Source organism: Paraliomyxa miuraensis (assembly GCF_026337845.1).
Taxonomy (GTDB): domain Bacteria; phylum Myxococcota_A; class Polyangia; order Nannocystales; family Nannocystaceae; genus Paraliomyxa; species Paraliomyxa miuraensis.
The window spans coordinates 32706-48767 of record NZ_JAOVZF010000140.1; the positions used below are offsets into that span (position 1 = coordinate 32706).

The 16062-nt window shown below is 71.3% G+C and carries 11 protein-coding genes; 7 read left to right on the forward strand and 4 right to left on the reverse strand.

The window, feature by feature from the left end; translation table 11 throughout:
• Window positions 1–118 precede the first annotated feature (118 nt).
• A complete protein-coding gene (locus OEB96_RS08265) occupies window positions 119–1342 on the reverse strand; it encodes a VWA domain-containing protein (RefSeq protein WP_266214937.1) in 1224 nt (407 codons plus the stop codon).
• 244 nt (window positions 1343–1586) lie between these two features.
• Between OEB96_RS08265 and OEB96_RS08270 the strand changes: the two genes are divergently transcribed.
• Window positions 1587–2801, forward strand: a complete 1215-nt coding sequence (locus tag OEB96_RS08270) for a hypothetical protein (RefSeq protein WP_266214938.1) — start codon at window positions 1587–1589, stop codon at window positions 2799–2801.
• Window positions 2802–2973: 172 nt separating this feature from the next.
• Window positions 2974–4794 carry a hypothetical protein gene (locus tag OEB96_RS08275; protein ID WP_266214939.1) on the forward strand — a complete coding sequence of 607 codons (1821 nt, stop codon included), beginning with the start codon at window positions 2974–2976 and terminating at the stop codon, window positions 4792–4794.
• Between the two features lie 3 nt (window positions 4795–4797).
• Here OEB96_RS08275 and OEB96_RS08280 read toward each other — a convergent pair whose 3' ends face one another.
• From OEB96_RS08280 to OEB96_RS08290, 3 genes are all read right to left on the reverse strand, one after another.
• Window positions 4798–5823 carry an FHA domain-containing protein gene (locus OEB96_RS08280; RefSeq protein WP_266214940.1) on the reverse strand — a complete coding sequence of 342 codons (1026 nt, stop codon included), beginning with the start codon at window positions 5821–5823 and terminating at the stop codon, window positions 4798–4800.
• Between the two features lie 100 nt (window positions 5824–5923).
• Window positions 5924–7141: an ATP-grasp domain-containing protein gene (locus OEB96_RS08285; protein WP_266214941.1), complete on the reverse strand. Its 1218-nt coding sequence runs from the start codon at window positions 7139–7141 to the stop codon at window positions 5924–5926.
• Window positions 7142–7213: 72 nt separating this feature from the next.
• Complete coding sequence (locus OEB96_RS08290; protein WP_266214942.1) at window positions 7214–8209, reverse strand: SGNH/GDSL hydrolase family protein; 996 nt, start codon at window positions 8207–8209, stop codon at window positions 7214–7216.
• A 91-nt stretch (window positions 8210–8300) separates the two neighbouring features.
• Here OEB96_RS08290 and OEB96_RS08295 point away from each other — a divergent pair, with 91 nt between their 5' ends.
• The 5 genes from OEB96_RS08295 to OEB96_RS08315 are packed head-to-tail and all read left to right on the forward strand — an operon-like array spanning window position 8301 to window position 16039.
• Window positions 8301–8993 (forward strand): hypothetical protein, encoded by a 693-nt coding sequence (locus OEB96_RS08295; RefSeq protein ID WP_266214943.1) that lies wholly within the window; start codon window positions 8301–8303, stop codon window positions 8991–8993.
• Entirely contained in the window at window positions 8990–9949 is a 960-nt protein-coding gene (locus tag OEB96_RS08300) for an HTTM domain-containing protein (RefSeq protein ID WP_266214945.1), read from the forward strand. The genes OEB96_RS08295 and OEB96_RS08300 overlap by 4 nt, the downstream gene beginning before the upstream one ends.
• The gene (locus OEB96_RS08305; RefSeq protein ID WP_266214946.1) at window positions 9946–12666 is read left to right on the forward strand and encodes a serine/threonine-protein kinase; all 2721 of its coding nucleotides are present in this window, start codon (window positions 9946–9948) and stop codon (window positions 12664–12666) included. Before OEB96_RS08300 ends, OEB96_RS08305 begins: the two co-directional genes overlap by 4 nt.
• 12 nt (window positions 12667–12678) lie before the next feature.
• Window positions 12679–14079 carry a sigma 54-interacting transcriptional regulator gene (locus OEB96_RS08310; protein ID WP_266214947.1) on the forward strand — a complete coding sequence of 467 codons (1401 nt, stop codon included), beginning with the start codon at window positions 12679–12681 and terminating at the stop codon, window positions 14077–14079.
• 58 nt (window positions 14080–14137) lie between these two features.
• The gene (locus tag OEB96_RS08315) at window positions 14138–16039 is read left to right on the forward strand and encodes a hypothetical protein (RefSeq protein ID WP_266214948.1); all 1902 of its coding nucleotides are present in this window, start codon (window positions 14138–14140) and stop codon (window positions 16037–16039) included.
• The last annotated feature ends 23 nt before the right edge of the window (window positions 16040–16062 follow it).

Sequence of the window (16062 nt, forward strand, 5' to 3'; positions counted from 1 at the left end):
GACGCTGCCTCGGATGTTTCAAAATTTCAAGACGAAATCGTCATATGACGATTTCGTCTTGTTGATAAGGCACAGGAACGCCGTTCTTGGCGTGATGCTACGAGCTGGTGATATCCACCTACTCGCCTCCACCTCCCGGCCCGCTGGGCTTGCCGAAGGTGAACCCGCCCTTGGCCTTGCCCTCGGCCTTGCCGTCGCCCTTGCTGGCGCTGGCCTTGCCGCTCCCCTTGCCGCTGCTCCCCTTGCTGCCGCCACCGCCGCTGTCCTCGCCGTCCTTGGGCGTCACGGCATCGAGCTTGAAGGTCGGCTGACGGTTCGGGTCGCAGTCGGGCGGCGGTCCGAAGCCGGCGGCGTCGAAGGTCCACGTGGTCTCGCCCTTCTTGCGGGCCTTGCCCTTGTTGTTGCGGTCGGCCTGGGCCTCGATGCGCACGGTGTGCTCGCCGTTGCGAGCGGGGGTGCAGTACGACAGCAGGTAGAAGCGCTTGCTGTGGTTGTCGATGCGCTGGGCGACCTTCTCGAACGCGAGCTTGACGTCGCTGTCGTTGGCGGCCATCTCGGTGCCGTCGCGCCCGATGGTCTTGAGGCTGCCCTCGCCCTCCTCCACGTCGGCCCCCACGCCGATCGCGAAGATCTCGTAGTCGGCGTGCTTCTCGTCCTCGAGCGCCTCCTTCATCTCCTCGGCGCTCACCCGCGCGGCGCGGTCGGTGCCGTCGGTGAACACCACCATGGTGCCGAACTTGAGCGGGCGATCGTCCTTCTCGAGCGCCTCGTGCAGCTCGTCGAGGCCCTGCACGATGGCGCCATGGAGGTTGGTGGAGGGGTCGCGCGCCTTGTAGGTGCGCAGGCCCTCGAGGCCGCCCTCGACCGAGCCCTTGGCCTCGGTGAAGCGCACCACCGAGCGGATGTCCTTGCCCCCGTCGAACGCATAGACGGCCACCTTCTGCGACTGACCCACCCGCTCCACGAAGCCCTCGGCGGCGTCGACCACCAGGTCGCTCTGGCCCGACTCGGTGATGCTGCCGCTCATGTCGAGCAACAGCAGCGTGTACATCACCGCCGCGACGTCGGGGTTTTGGATCGTCTGCTTGCTCTCGAAGGTGGAGACGAGCTGGTCGTCCTCGTAGATCGCGAAGTCGTCGGCGGTCAGCCCCCCCACGGGCTCCTCGTCATCCTCCACGGTGAAGAACACCCACACGTTGTTGGGCTTCTTCTGCTCGGAGTTCAGGCGAGTGACCTGCAGCTTGCCCGTGCAGCCGGAAGCCACGGGGAGCAGACCCAGCGCCAGAGCCAGTGGGGCCCAGCGGGAGGGGCGACGACGAGACGGTACGGTGACGCGCTTCATGGGGGAACCGGGAGGATAGCGAAGGCTCGCGCACACCGCTTGGGCGGTCGTGCGCAGCCGCTCGCAACGGAGACGAGTGCTTGGACCGGCTCGGGCACGCTCGTTCCGAGGGGAGGAGCGGCTCATGGGGTCTCGGCGGCGCGCGTCTCCTGCCTGGGGCGCGGTGTGGCTCACGGCGAATACACACGCTCGGAAGGATCCCGTGAGTCGGTGTCTCACCCGACCGAAGAGGGTATCGATGCGGATGGGCAGAGGACGAGGCTTCTGGATCGGGGCGGGCTTGGTGCTGGCCGCCTGCGGCAACGGCGGTCGCGAGGACGGCAGCGAGTCGACGGTCGGCATCACCATCGGACCCGGGACCTCGGGCACCACCGAGGCGAGCGACGAGACCGCAGGCATGCGGCTGGACGTGCCGGCCACCAGCGGGATGGCCGACGACGGTCAGACCACCGGCGAGTGCGTGTCGCAGAGTCTCGAGCCCGAGCTGCAGCTGCGCCCGGTCGACGTGCTGGTGGTGGTCGACACCTCCAACTCCATGGCCGCGGCGATCGATGCGGTCGAGGCCAGCATCAACGACGACTTCGCGGCGATCCTGGGCGCGAGCGGGATTCCCTACCAGGTGATCGTGGCCGGCGACTACCCGCCCGGAGAGCAGCTCGACATCTGCATCACGGCGCCGCTGTCGGGGACCGATTGCAATCCGCCGCCGGCGGTGCCGGCCGTGACCGATGTGTACGAGCACTACGACGGGATCACCGGCTCGGGCGCGTTCCTGAACAACATCGTCGCGTGGTACTCGGCGCCCGATCCCCACGGCCTGGCGCCCACCGGCTACTCCGGGTGGCTGCGCGAGGACTCGCTCAAGGTGATCCTGGCCATGACCGACGGGACCTCGGCCAGCAACGGCACCGCGGACGGCGATGCCTTCGACCAGCAGCTGCTGTCGCTGGTGCCACCCTTGTTCGGGGTCCCGGGTGATCGCCAGTACGTGTTCCACAGCATCATCTCGATGGCACCCAACATGCCACCCACCGCTCCGTGGCTGCCGGGCGATCCGCTCCAGGGCTCGGGACAGTCGATCCAGCAGGTGAGCGTGATCTCGGGAGGCTGGCGTTTTCCGCTCAGCGAGGCCGGCAGCTTCGACGTGGTGTTCCAGCAGATCGCCCAGGGCGTGGTGGACGTGGTGCCGATCTCGTGCTCGTTCCAGATCCCCGAGCCACCGCCCGGCGAGACCATCGATCCCGACACGGTGGAGATCGACTATCAACCGGGCGGCGGAGGGCCACTGCAGTCGTTCCACCAGGTCACGGGACCGGGTGCTTGCGAGCCCGATGCATTCTACATCTCGGGCGGGGTGATCTTCTTGTGTCCCGAGGCGTGCACGAGCGTGCAATCGGACTCGGGCGCGGCGCTCGACGTGCGCTTTGGCTGCGACGTGGGCTATGAGCCGGCCGGATGAGTGCAGGCGCGATCTCGGGCCGCAATCCGCGAGCAGGACCGTGCTCGGGCGCGAAATCGCAGGCCCACGACGACGCGGCGCCGCACGGCGTTCGCCGTGATCGACATCCCGCTCGACGGCGCGAGCGCGGCGAGGGACCATGGGCGTGCCACGAACCTCGAGGCCATTGGTCATGATGCGCGTACTTCCCTATCCCTTGCTCCTTGCGTTGCCCTTCGTCGTCGGCTGCCCGTTCGATCCGGAGGTCACGCCGCTGGATACCGACACCGACACCGACCCTACGATCGGCACCGCGACGGATGTCACCGGGGACGCGACCGATACCATCGATCCCGATGACACCGGGACCACCGTGGGCGAGCCCGGGGTGCTCGAGCTGCTGCGGATCGAGCCGCCCAACGCGGTGCTCGAGCTCGACCTCGATACCCCCGGGACCTTCGACTACGCGGTCATTGGCGTGTTCGCCGACGGCTCCGAGATGGACGTGACGGCGGAGGTCGAGGGCTGGGTGGTCTCCAACCCCGAGGTCGGCATGATGAACGGGGCCACCCTCGAGGTGCCGGCGTTCGCCGACTCGTTCTTCGCCTCGACCCTGGTCACCGCCAACATCGGCGACATCGAGGGGCAGGCGCAGCTGACGGTGGCTGCCTACCGTCAGACCGGGGACCAGCAGGACTTCTTCTTCGTGCTGCCGTTTGCCGATCCAGCCGGGCCGCAGGAGAAGCCCCTGACGTTCAGCACCGACATCAAGGCGCTCGACGTGTTCGTGAACATGGACACCACGGGCTCGATGGGCAGCCCCATCGCCAACCTGCAGGCCTCGCTCACGGCCGAGGTGATCCCGGGGATCGAGGCGCAGATCCCCGACACCTACTTCGGGGCGGGCATCTTCGAGGACTTCCCCGTCGATCCGTTCGGCGAGGAGGTGTGCGACTACTTCGAGCCCTCGGGGACCGATCAGCCGTTCGAGCTGCTGGTGGCGATGACCAACGTGAGCGCCGACGTGCAGGCGGCCGTCAACAGCATGACCCTGCCGGGCGGTCAGCCCATCGGCTGCGGCAACGACGGGCCCGAGTCTCACTTCGAGTCGCTCTACCAGATCGCCACCGGCGAGGGCTTGATGGGCCCGGGGCCCACCAGCGTTGCACCCAACATGACCGGGATCGGCGGGGTGGGCTTCCGCGAGGGCTCGATGCCGGTGGTGGTGTCGATCACCGATGCGATCTCCAACGAGGACGCCGCCGGCAACATGTGCCTGGGCATGCAGTCGTACGCCAGCAACCCCATGGTGGCGGCCGCGGCCCACGACAGCCAGGAGGCCCTCGATGCGCTGGCGGCGATCTGCGCGCGCGTGGTCACGGTGGTGGTCAGCAACTTCAACGAGATGTGCGGGCCGCTGCCCGACGGGCAGATGCTGGCCGCCGAGACGGGCGCGGTCATTCCCCCGGTGGCCTGGGACTCCGCGCCGGGCGGGCGCCCGCCCGGCTGTGCCCCCGATCAGTGCTGCACGGGGATCGACGGAGCGGGGGTTCCGACCGATGGCATGGGGTTGTGCCCGCTGGTCTACCGCGTGAGCTTCGACGGCTCGGGGCTGGGTGCGGGCGTGGTGGACGGGGTGCAGAACATGGCGGCCTACGCCGCCTTCGACGTGACCACGCAGGTCAGCGGCAGCACCGAAGACAGCAATGGGCTGCCGCTGCCGCCCGGCACGAGCTCGGCCGACTTCATCCTCTCGGTGACCCCGCTCGAGCACGGACCGGTGCCGTTGCCCGGGGTGCCGGACCCGATCCTCACCCCGGATGCGTTCCTCGGCGTGATTCCCAACACCTCGGTCACCTTCACGGTGGAGGCGTTCAACTCGTTCCTTCCCCAGGGGCCGGAGCCGCGGCTGTTCGTCGCGGAGATCACCGTGCTGGCCGACGACTGCAGCTATCTGGACACCCGCGAGGTGTTCATCCTGGTGCCGCCCGAGGACATCGTGCCCGTCGGGTAGCCGTCAGCTCGCGTCGCCGGACCCGTCGCGCGAAGGGCCTCGTGTCAGGCCCTGCGCGAGCAGTCGTTCGAAGCGCAGGGTGGCCGCGGCCGGTCGGGACTCGAGCTTCATGGTGGGGGCATCCTCGCGGAACGCCTCGGGCGAGCCGGCGGCCGCACGGTGACGCTCGGAGCGAGGGGCACCGGCGAAGGCCAGGCCCACGGTGCTGCCGGCGGCCCAGGCGATGCGGCTGGTGAGGATCTCGTCGCGAGGATGGCCGTTGCCCTCGAGCGGGATGCTCAGCCACACGAACTCGTCGAAGCCCAGGCCATCGGCGCTGCTCTGGTCGGGGCCGAGGTCGAGCCCGGCGACGGTGATGCGGGCCCCGTCGACCCCGAGGTCGTCGATCTGGCAGTCGCGCTCGTAGCCCGAGGCCAGGCGCAGGTGGGCCGGGAACCGGCACTCGAAGCGGCAGAACGTGCGGCGCTCGTCGGCGCCCACTCCCGCCGGCTGGCGCAGGTGGGCGAGCAGCGCGTCGTGGCGGGCCTGCTGCCGCGGGTTGGGCAGCTCGCCGCGGCGAGACTGGGCGCGCAGCGTGCGGTACTCGATGATCTCGTCGAGCAGCCGCGGTCCGTGCTCGGTGCCGTCGGGGGCCACGAAGCGGATGGGGTGGCGATCTCGTCCCCAGCGAATCCAGGTGATGGTCGCGCGAGGATTGGCCGGCTCGTAGATCAGCTCGATGTCGGCGATGCGGATCACGGCATGCGGGCGCAGCACCTGCCGCTCGACTCGCCGGCCGTCGACGAAGGTGCCGTTGCGGCTGACCAGGTCGATGACCACGTGGCGCCCCTGGCCGTCGTCGGCCACGTGGACGTGCTGGCGAGAGATCACCTCGTGCGCGAGCTGGAGGTCGTTGCTGCCGGATCGACCGATGCTCAGGCGATCACCGAGCTGGTGGACGGCACCGCGCAGCGGGCCGCTGAGGACGCGGAGCTGCCAGCGAGGAGCTTGCAGCTCGTCGTGGGTGGCCGTGAGGGGGCGAGTGGTCACCGGGGTTCATGTCTAGCACCAAACGGGCTGCTGTCGGGCGCGCAATGGCGCATGCTCCCCTCGACCCGAAATCGACGGCGCCAGGCCTCGCCCCCGCGCCTCACCCCGCGAACAGCCGCACGTTGTCCGCCGCGTCCTTGGCGATGCGCAGCGCCTGTGCCCACTCGGGGTGCCGCACGATCACATAGCCGTCGCTCACCAGCGTCTGCGTCCAGTCGCGCCGGTGGGCGCCCACCGGCAGCAGGTCCTCGGTGCACAGCCACTGGCGGTTGCGCGCGACGAACTCGCGCAGGCCCTCGATGCGGTGGATCCGGCCGCGCCCGTAGGCCCGCTTGAACACGATCGCCGCGTTGTACTGGCGCGTGGTGTCGGCCTCGAACGCATGCCAGCACACCGCGCGCGCCCACTCGCGGTAGAGGTCGCAGTCGGAGGTGTAGTTCATCTGGTCGATGAGCCGCGCCCCGCCCACGCGGCAGCCCACCTCGCCGAACACCACCTCGCCGTTGGCCTTGAGGTACCACTCGAGGTGGGTGAAGCCGGTGCCCATGGAGAGGGCCTCGAGCACTCCGCGGCCGAGCTCGATGCCGCGGCGGATCGCCGGCTGGTCGAGGTTGCGCACGGTGCAGATCACCGGGCTGATGTCGTGCACGGTGCGGGCGATGAGCGGGCGCGGCAGGTACTGCGCCACGTTCTCGTAGACGGGAGTGCCCTCGATGCAGATGGTGTCGTAGGTGAACTCCTCGCCCTCGATGAATTCCTCGGTGCTGACCTCGGGCACGCGAGCGAGGCGCGGGAGCACGCGGTCGAGCTCGTCCTCGGAGTCCACGCGGTAGGTGTTGGCGCTGCCGGCCCCGTCGATCGGCTTGATGATGAGCGGGTAGCCGATGCGCTCGGCTGCGTCGCGGACCTCGGTGTTGGTGCGGCAGCGGGCCGAGTGCGGCACCCGCAAGCCCGCAGCGGCGATCCGCTCCTTCATCAGCTGCTTGTCGCGAAAGCCGGTGACGCAGTCGACGCTCATGCCCGGCACGCCGAAGCGCTCGCGCATGCGGGCGGCCAGCAGCACCGTGGGCTCCCACAGCGACTCCACCCGGTCGACGCTGCGCCCGCGCAGCCAGTGATGGGCGCGCTCCAGCACGTCGTCCTCGTGCAGCAGCGCCGGCACCTGCAGGTAGCTCGTGAGTGCCGCCTTGACCTTGGGCGAGAGCTGGGCGAGCGGCGTGTCGCCGATGCCATGCACGCGCGCACCCACCTCGGCCAGGCCACGGGTGAACTCGGGCATCTCGGGGGGATAGGCGGGGGCGATGAAGACGACGTCCATGGTGGGGGGGCTCCGGGAGGGACGCCGCTGAATACCGCAAGCGCAGCGACACGCAAGGGGGCGAAGTTCGGCCTACGGTAGATAACGCTTGAGATGCGGCAGCAGCCCGTCCGCGTACATCGCATGTCCCAACGCGGTGGGCCGGTGGTCGCGGGCGAAGCGGCACTGCTCGCGCACGCTCCTCGGCTCGTCGAAGAACCTCGGCAACAGGTTGACCAGCTCGCATTGGGTCTCGAACGCGACCTCGCCAAAGCGGGCCAGGTAGGGATCGGCGGCCAGCCCCCCGTCGACGTGCTCGAACGTGGGGATGGGCGCGAGCACCACGGGCGTGCGCGCCTCGCCGATGAATGCATGCAGGATGGCCCGCATCAGCCGCCACGCGGGCTGCTGCGGGTCGGCGTACTCCTCGGGGTAGCCGATCCCACGCAGGCGCCGGGCGAACGCATGGAAGCCCGGCACCTTCTTGTCGACCTCGGTCGTGACGCGCCGCAAGATGCCCCGCACCAGGCTGGGCGGCGGCGCGGGGCCCTCGGGGGTCTGCGCGGGCGGCTCGGTGGGGGGCGGGTGCAGCACCAGCTCCTCGCCCTCGAGGGAGAACCGCGGCTTGGGCAGCAGCGGCGGCGCGGTGGGGTCGGCCTCGGGATCGGCCGAAGGCACCGGGGCGTGGCCTTCGAGGTTGCGCAGGATGTTCTCGACCTGCGGGCACAGCAGCAGCAGGTCGTGCTCGAGCTCGCGGCCATGGTGGCGAAACGCGAGCAGCTGCTGATCGGTGCCCGAGCCCGGCAGGCCGAAGTTCAGCACCTGCACGTAGTTGCCGAGCCGACGCTCGAGCAGCTCGGTGAAGCGCTCCGTGTCGTCGAGCCCCGTGCCCGCCACGCAGCCGTCGCCGAACACCAGGATGCGGAACATGCCGGGGGGCCTTTGGGGGGTGGGTTCGTGGCGGCAGCGCTGGCCGATCGAATTGGTGCGCACGAGGTAGCCGCCGCCCTCGTGGGGAACGCGGACGTGCAGACCGGGGGCGAAGCGATAGCCGGTGACGGGGTGCGGCTCGAACAGGGTGGCGGGCATCGGCGGCGGGGCTTCGTTCGTGGCGGCCCTGGAGCGGCATGATAGCCGTCCGGCCCGACGCCCGCGAGTGGTGGGGTATCGTCCCTCACCCATGCGTCGTTGGCTCGACCACCCGGCGTGGCCGCACGTTCGAGCGATCCTCATCGCCCTCCACGTGCTGTCGCTCGTGGTGCTGTCGCTGCCGACCGCCGGGGCCATCCACGATCGCCGGCGCTGGCAGACCGCCAATGCCCGCGACGACCTGCGCCGAATGGCCGCGCGCCTGACCGCGTGGGGCCTCGCCACCGACGAGCACCAGCTCGAGCAAGCGCTGTGGTCGGCCGGTGACGCCTACCTTCGGGTGCAGCGCCCGATCGCCGCTCCGTTCCAGCGCTACGCCGAGCTGACCGGCTCGCGCCAGGCATGGCAGATGTTCGCCAGCCCGCAGCGGCACCCGGCCGAGGTCCACGTGGACATCGAGCTCTCCGGGCCGGCGGGCTCGCAGTGGCAGCTGCTCTACCGCCCGCACTCCGACGAGCACGCCTGGAACCGCGAGCAATTCGATCACAACCGCTTCCGCAAGTTCTTCGGTCGCTTCGCGCGGGGCTTCATCCGCTCGCACTACGATCAATCCGCCCGCTGGATCGCCACCAAGGCCGCGCGCGAGCACCCGGAGGCCTCGCGCGTGAGGGTGCGGCTTGCTCGCTACGAGACCCTGCCCCCCGAGCGAGTACGTGCCGGCGAGCGACCGGCCCTGGACAAGTACGAGCACGAGCGGGTCTTCGACGCGGAGGCCCTGCGTTGAGCCCCGCCGGTCGCATCGGCTTCATCGGCTGGCTGCGCCGCCGCTGGTCCGCATGGGTCGAGCTCACCTCGACCCGCGAGCTCGGCACCACGCTGGCGTGGTTTCGCATCGCCGTCGGCCTGGTGATCCTCTACTCGCTGCTGTCGATGATCGCGGCCGACCTGGTCGAGGTGATGTGGGTCGACGCCGAGCACGGCGGGCTGCTCACGCTCTCCACCCGCCACTGGCTCGTTCCGCTGCTGGGCGGTCGCACCGCGAGCACCGCGTGGACGCTGGTGGGCAGCGGTCTGTTGCTCGCCACCCTGGTCGTGCTGGGCCTGGGCGGCCGGCTGGTGATCCTGGCCACCTTGCAGGTCTACTACGCGCTGACCACCGCCAGCCCCGTGCTCACCGGTGGCTACGACACGATGATCACCAATGCGCTGTGGCTGCTGCTGCTGGCTCGCAGCACCGCCACCCTCTCGGCCGATTGCTGGATTCGAACCCGGCGCCTGCGAAGCGACGAGCTCGTGCCCGCGTGGCCGCGCTACCTGGTGATCCTGCAGCTCGTGGTCATCTACACCACCACCGGCCTGCACAAGCTCAGCCCCACCTGGACCCCGGGCGGCGACTGCTCGGCGCTCTACTGGGTGTTCCAGGAGCCCACGTGGCGTCGCTTCGACATGTCGTGGACCGCCTCGGCATTTCCGCTGATGCAGCTCATGACCGCGGTGACGTGGTGGTGGGAGGTGCTGGCGCCCCTGCTGCTGCTGGTCTACTGGGCCAGGGCCACGGCCGAGCGCGGCGGATGGCTGCGGCGGGTGCTCAATCGCCACGATCTACGCAAGGTGTGGGCCACGATCGGCGTGGGGCTGCACCTGGGGATCCTCGTGTCGATCAACGTGGGACCGTTCTCGCTCATCAGCCTGGCGTTCTATCTGTGCCTGATTCCGCCGCGTGCACCACCCACGGCGTGACGCCGCGCTACGATCCTCCCCTGCCCTCCGAGCCCACCAAGACCGCGAGCGGCTCGCTCGACGTGCGGCTGCCCGAGCGATCGCTGTCGGCCACGCAGCCCGAGGACGCGCCGATGGGACTCGTGCACCGGGCCGAGCCGCTGTTGCCCTCGAGCCGCATCGGCCGGTTCGTGGTGCTCGAGGAGCTCGGGCGCGGTGGGATGGGCGTGGTCTACACCGCCTACGACGGTCAGCTCGATCGTCGCGTGGCGATCAAGCTGGTGCGCGATCGCGGGGTCGGCGATCCACGGCTGCGCCAGCGCGTGCTCGACGAGGCGCGGGCGCTGGCGCGGCTGTCCCATCCCAACGTGGTGCACGTGTACGACGTGGGCGAGCACGACGAGCGCGTGTACCTGGCCATGGAGCACGTGCCGGGTCGCACGCTGCGGGCGTGGCTCTCCGAGGCGCCGCGGCGGTGGCCGGAGATCGTGGCGGTGTACCTGCAGTGCGGCGAGGGCCTGCGCGCCGCCCACTCGGCCGGGCTGGTGCACCGCGACTTCAAGCCCGACAACGCGATCCTCGGCGACGACGGCCGCGTGCGCGTGCTCGACTTCGGGCTGGCCCAGCTCGCCGACGGGCACGAGCACCCGGCGAGGATCGTGGGCACGCCCGGCTACATGGCGCCCGAGCAGCATCGAGGGCATCCGGCCGATGCCCGCTCGGATCAGTTCGGCCTGTGCGTGTCGCTGTTCGAGGCGCTCCATGGCCGCCGACCGTTCGAGGGCATCCCGCAGGGCGAGCCGAGCGTGCCCGACGATCGCGACGTGCCGGGCTGGCTCTCCGCCGTGGTCCGTCGCGGACTGGCGCTGCGGCCCGAGGACCGCTGGCCCGAGCTCGGCGCGCTGCTGACCGCGCTGCGCGACGATCCGCGGCTGCGCCGACGCCGGCGCGTGCTCGGGTCGATCGCGGTGCTCGGCATCGGAGCGCTCGCCGCCGTGGCGTGGTCGCGCCCGCGGCAGCCCGAGCCCACGCCACCCTGCGAAGACGCGGCGTCGGCCCTGGCGGGCGTGTGGGACCCCGAGCGCGCGCAGCAGGTGCGCACCGCCCTGCTCGGCGCGTCGGCCTACGCCGAGCAGGCCTGGCCGCGCATCCAGGCGCACCTCGGGGCCTACGCCGAGGCGTGGGTGGCCATGCACCGCGACGCCTGCCTGGCCCATCACCGCGGCGAGCAATCCGAGACGCTGCTCGATCGCCGCATGGCGTGCCTGGCCAGCCGCCGCGTGGAGCTGGCCGCGCTGGTCGACGTGCTCGCCGATGCCGATGCACGCGTGGTGGAGCAGTCGGTGCGCGCCACGCTGGCGCTGCCCGAGGTGCGCGAGTGCGGCGATCTCGTCGCGCTGCGCATGGAGCTCGGCCCACCCGACGACCCTGCGCTCGCCCAGCAGGTGGAAGCCCAGCGCGCCCGGCTGGCCCACGCCGCGGCCGAGGAGCGCGCTGGTCGCTTCGAGCCGGGCCTCGAGCTGGCCCTCGCCGTCCTCGACGAGGCCCGCACGCTCGGCCATCGACCGCTGGTGGCCGAGGCCGGGCTGCGCGTGGGCTTCTTGTTCGAGGCGCTCGCGCGCTACGACGAGGCCGAGCGCACGCTCGTCGACGCCTACCTCGATGCCGAGGCCTCGCACCACCCGATGATCCGGCTGCATGCCGCCAAGTTGCTCGCGTTCGTGACCGGCGTGCGGCTGGCTCGTACCGACGAGGGCCTGCTGTGGGCGCGCAAGGCCGAGGCGCTCGTGGACGCGATCGGCTCCGACGGCTCGACCCGTGCCGATCTGCTCGTCACCTTCGGCACCCTGGCCATGCGCCGCGGCGAGGGCGAGCGTGCGATCGAGCAGCTCCATCGCGCGGTGATGCTCTACGAGGCGCACCTGGGGCCGCTGCACCCGCGGGTCGCCGCGGCGCGGCTCAGCCTGGGTGCGGCCTACGGCGAGCGCGACGCGCTCGAGGAGGCCCGCCGGGAGTTCGAACGCGTGGTGGCGATCGTGCGCGAGACCTACGGCGATCACCACCCCAGCGTGGGCGCGGCGCTCAACAACCTGGGGGCCACGGAGCTCCGAGCCGGCCGCTTGTCCGAGGCGGCCGCGCACATCGAGGCCGCGCTGCAAGCCTACGAGGCCACGCTGGGGCTCGAGCACCCGCAGGTGGCCGCCACGCTCAACAACCTCGCCACCCTCCAGGGCGCGCTCGGGCGGCACGACGAGGCGATCGCCATGCTCGAGCGCGCGCTGGCGATCCGCGAGCGCACGCTGTCGCCCGGCCACCCGCAGATCGCCTACGTGATCACCAACCTCGCGCAGGCCCACGCGCAGAGCGGCCGGCCCGAGCGCGCACGCGACGGCCACGATCGCGCGCTGGAGATGCTCGAGCGCAGCCTGGGCGACCAGCATCCCTCGCTCGTCCAGCCGCTCACGGGCGGCGGCGATGCGCGGGTGGAGCTGGGCGAGCTGACCGAGGGCATCGCCCGGCTCGAGCGCGCGCTGGCGTTGGCGGGCGAGCAGCAGCCCATCGAGCGAGCGCTCGCCGAGCTGGCCCTGGGGCGCGCGCGGTGGCAGCAGGGCCAGCGTGCGGCCGGGCTCGAGCAGATCCGCGAGGCGCTCGAGGTGCTGCGCAACGCCGGCCCCATGCACGCCGCCGTCGTCGCCCGCGGCGAGGCGTGGTTGGCCGCCAACGCCAAGGCGCGCTAAGACCGGGGGACGATGGCCGGCACCGCCACCACCTGCGCCGACCCCAGCACGCGCGGGGTCGAGCCCGAGCGGTGGTGCCTCACGCTCGTGCATGCCCACGACCCCGGCGCGCTCGGCCGCCGTCGCGTGCTCGAGCCCGGCGAGACGATCACGCTGGGCCGCGGCGCCCAGGTGCTCGGCCCGGGTGCGCTCGAGGACGACCGGATCTCGCGCGAGCACCTGCGCCTGACCCCCGGCGAGCGCGTGGCGCTCGAGGATCTCGGCAGCCACAACGGCAGCTTCGTCGACGGCCACCGCGTGGAGCGAGCCGCGCTCGAGGCCGGCGCCGTGATCGGCCTGGGTCGCACGCTGGTGCTGCTGCACCGCGGCCCCGTCCGGCTCCCCGATGCGCCTGCGATCCTCGGCATGGTCGGCAGTGGCTCCGCCCACGCCGTGCTGTGCGATGCGATCGACAAGGTCGCCGCGCGATCCACCCCCGTGCTGCTCATTGGGCCGAGCGGCGCGGGCAAGTCCCACCTCGCCGAGGCGATCCACCACCACGGTGCGCGGCCAGGACCGCTTCAGGTGATCCACTGCGGCGTGCCCGAGCGCGAGGCTGCCCTCGACACGGTCGCGCCCGGCTCCACGCTCTTGCTCGACAACGTCGACGAGGCCACCCCCGCCCTGCAGGCCCAGCTGCTCGCGCGGCTCGACGACGGCCGCGAGCACGCCCCGCGGATCCTCGCCGCCAGCCGCACGCCCCTGCACCGCGCCAGCGCGGGCGGCAACGTTCGCGACGACCTCGCGCTCCGGCTCGAGCGCTGGCTGATCCACGTGCCGCCCCTGCTCGCCCGCCGCGAGGACGTGACCCTGCTCGCCCGTGCCTTCGTCGAGCGCCACGCGGGCGAGGCTCGCCCCCTGCACGCCAAGCTCGCGCTCGCGCTGCTGCTGCACGACTGGCGCGGCAACCTGCACGAGCTCGAGGCGGTGATCGAGTGCGCCTGCATCGACGCCCAGCCCGATCGCCCGCTGCCGCTGTCGCCCCGGGTGCACGCGCGGCTCGGCCGCGACGACGGCGTGCGCGTGCCGCCCGAGCCCGGTCGTGCGCTGCCGCGCCTTCGGATCGCCGCCGACGGCAGCTGGTTCGAAGAGCCCGGTGAGCCGCGCGTGGAGATCGGCCATCGCAAGCCCCTCGCCCGGCTCGTGCGGGGCCTGGCCGAGCAGCGCATCGCCAGCCCCGGCCAGCCCCTGCGCCCCCGCGAGCTGCTCGCGCTCGGCTGGCCCGACGACCAGGTGGTCGAGCGCGCGGGCGCCAATCGCGTCTACGTGGCGCTCACCACCCTGCGCAAGCTGGGCCTGCGCGATCACATCCAGCGCACCGACAACGGCTACCTGCTCGCGCCCGAGCTCGAGCTCGAGATTAAGCCCGCTTAACGCCCGTTTAAGCCCCTTACGAGGCATTCCCGGGCGGGGGCCGTCGTCGGAGGCGGCCATGCGAACCACCCTCCCGACCGTGTGCTCGGCCCTCCTCATTCTCGCGCCCGCGCTGGGCTGCGTCATCGATCTCGGCGACGGTGCCGGCGACACCGAGGACGCGACCGGCACCGAAGGCAGCGATGGCACCGGTGGCACGGCCGACACGGCCGACACCATGGACCCCGACGAGACCGGCACCGACCCCGACGAGACCGGCGACGAGACCGGCGAAGTCTGGACCAGCACCGATGGCCCCGAGCACTGCGGCGAGATCACCGGAGATCAGGTCTGGGCCGCCGATCGCAACCCCCACGTCATCACCTGCGACGTGTTCGTGGAGGGCGGCACCCTCACCATCGGCCCCGGCGTGGAGCTCCGCGCCGAGAACGACGTGGGCCTGTTCATCTCGCGCGACGGCGGCACCGCCGACCTGCTCGTGCTCGGCGACGCCGGGGCCCCGGTGGAGATCCACTCCGATTCGGGCACCGACGCGGGCCTGTGGAAGGGCATCAGCGTGTTCTCGGCCGCCGGCACCGTGGAGCTGCACCACACCGTGATCGACTCGGGCGGTGGCTTCAACACCGAGGCCAACCTGCACGTGGAGGGCACCGAGGTGCTCCTCGATCACGTCACCCTCACCCGCGCCGAGGAGTGGGGCCTGTCGCTGCGCGACAGCGCATCACTCGCGCCCGCCAGCACCGCGCTCCAGATCCACGACACCGCCGGCTGGCCCGTGCTCGTCGATCCCGGCCAGGCCCACACCCTGCCCGCCACCGACAGCGACTACACCGGCAACGACTTCGACGGGATCTACATGAGCGCCTCCGGCCTGCCCGAGTACGAGATCACCAAGCAGGTGAGCTGGGAGGATCTCGGCGTGGACTACTTCGCCTTCACCCCCGTGCGGCTCGAGGGCACCGGGCTCGCCCCCGCGGTGCTCGAGCTCGGTCCGGGCGTGGCGGTGCGCTTCGACGAGAAGATCCCGCTCGACCTCGCCTACCACGACGGCGCGGCCGGCCTGGTCACACTCGGCGACGCCAACGCCCCGGTCGTGCTCAGCTCGATGAATTCGCTCGACCGCGGCGCCTGGCCGGGCATTCGCGCCTACGACAACACCGTCGATGCCTCCTTCCGCCTCACCCACACCGTCATCGAGTGGGGCGGCGGCTTCAACAGCGACGGCTGTCTCTACGTCGAGGACGCCGCCGTGCTCGCCGATCACCTCGAGCTGCGCGGCTGCGTGAGCGCCGGGTTCGTGTTCGACGGTGACGCCCGCTTCCAGGACGGCAGCACCCACCTGGTCGTCGACGACAGCGATCGCAGCGGCGAGCTGCGCTCCAACCAGGTCCACACGATCCCCACCGAGGGCGTGGCGCTGACCGGCAACGACCAGGACCTGATCGCCGTGTGGGGCTTCTCCGGCCACGAGGTCGATCATGCCGTCACCTGGGCCAACCTCGGCGTGCCCTACCGGATGGAGACCCACCTCGACCTCGAGGGCACCGGCGTGAGCCCTGGGATCCTCACGCTCGAGCCCGGGGTCACGCTCGCGTTCGCGGCCGACACCGCGCTGCGCATGAGCTACCACGAGGGCGCCTCGGGTCTCGTGGCCGTTGGCACCCCCGCGCAGCCGATCGTGTTCACCGGCGCCGACTCGCTCGATCCCGGGGCCTGGGGTGGGATCTGGATCTACGACGACGCCGTCGATGCCCAGACCACGTTCGACCACGTGCAGATCCGCTCGGGCGGCGGCTTCAACTCGCACGCCAATCTCCAGCTCGTCGGTGCCTCGCCGACCCTGTCGAACACGCTCATCGCCGACAGCGATTGCTGGGGCATCTGGCTCGACGACGTCGGGGCGCCCGCGCTCGGCTCGGTGACGTTCTCGAACAACGCCTGCGGCAACGTGGGTCCGTAGGCCCTCGTCGCGGCCGAGCGCAT

Bases quoted from the DNA above. Each gene is read 5' to 3' on its own strand.
- OEB96_RS08265 (WP_266214937.1), bottom strand. From the start codon at position 1,342: ATGAAGCGCGTCACCGTACCGTCTCGTCGTCGCCCCTCCCGCTGGGCC.
- OEB96_RS08270 (WP_266214938.1), top strand. From the start codon at position 1,587: ATGGGCAGAGGACGAGGCTTCTGGATCGGGGCGGGCTTGGTGCTGGCC.
- OEB96_RS08275 (WP_266214939.1), top strand. From the start codon at position 2,974: ATGATGCGCGTACTTCCCTATCCCTTGCTCCTTGCGTTGCCCTTCGTC.
- OEB96_RS08285 (WP_266214941.1), bottom strand. From the start codon at position 7,141: ATGGACGTCGTCTTCATCGCCCCCGCCTATCCCCCCGAGATGCCCGAG.
- OEB96_RS08290 (WP_266214942.1), bottom strand. From the start codon at position 8,209: ATGCCCGCCACCCTGTTCGAGCCGCACCCCGTCACCGGCTATCGCTTC.
- OEB96_RS08295 (WP_266214943.1), top strand. From the start codon at position 8,301: ATGCGTCGTTGGCTCGACCACCCGGCGTGGCCGCACGTTCGAGCGATC.
- OEB96_RS08310 (WP_266214947.1), top strand. From the start codon at position 12,679: ATGGCCGGCACCGCCACCACCTGCGCCGACCCCAGCACGCGCGGGGTC.
- OEB96_RS08315 (WP_266214948.1), top strand. From the start codon at position 14,138: ATGCGAACCACCCTCCCGACCGTGTGCTCGGCCCTCCTCATTCTCGCG.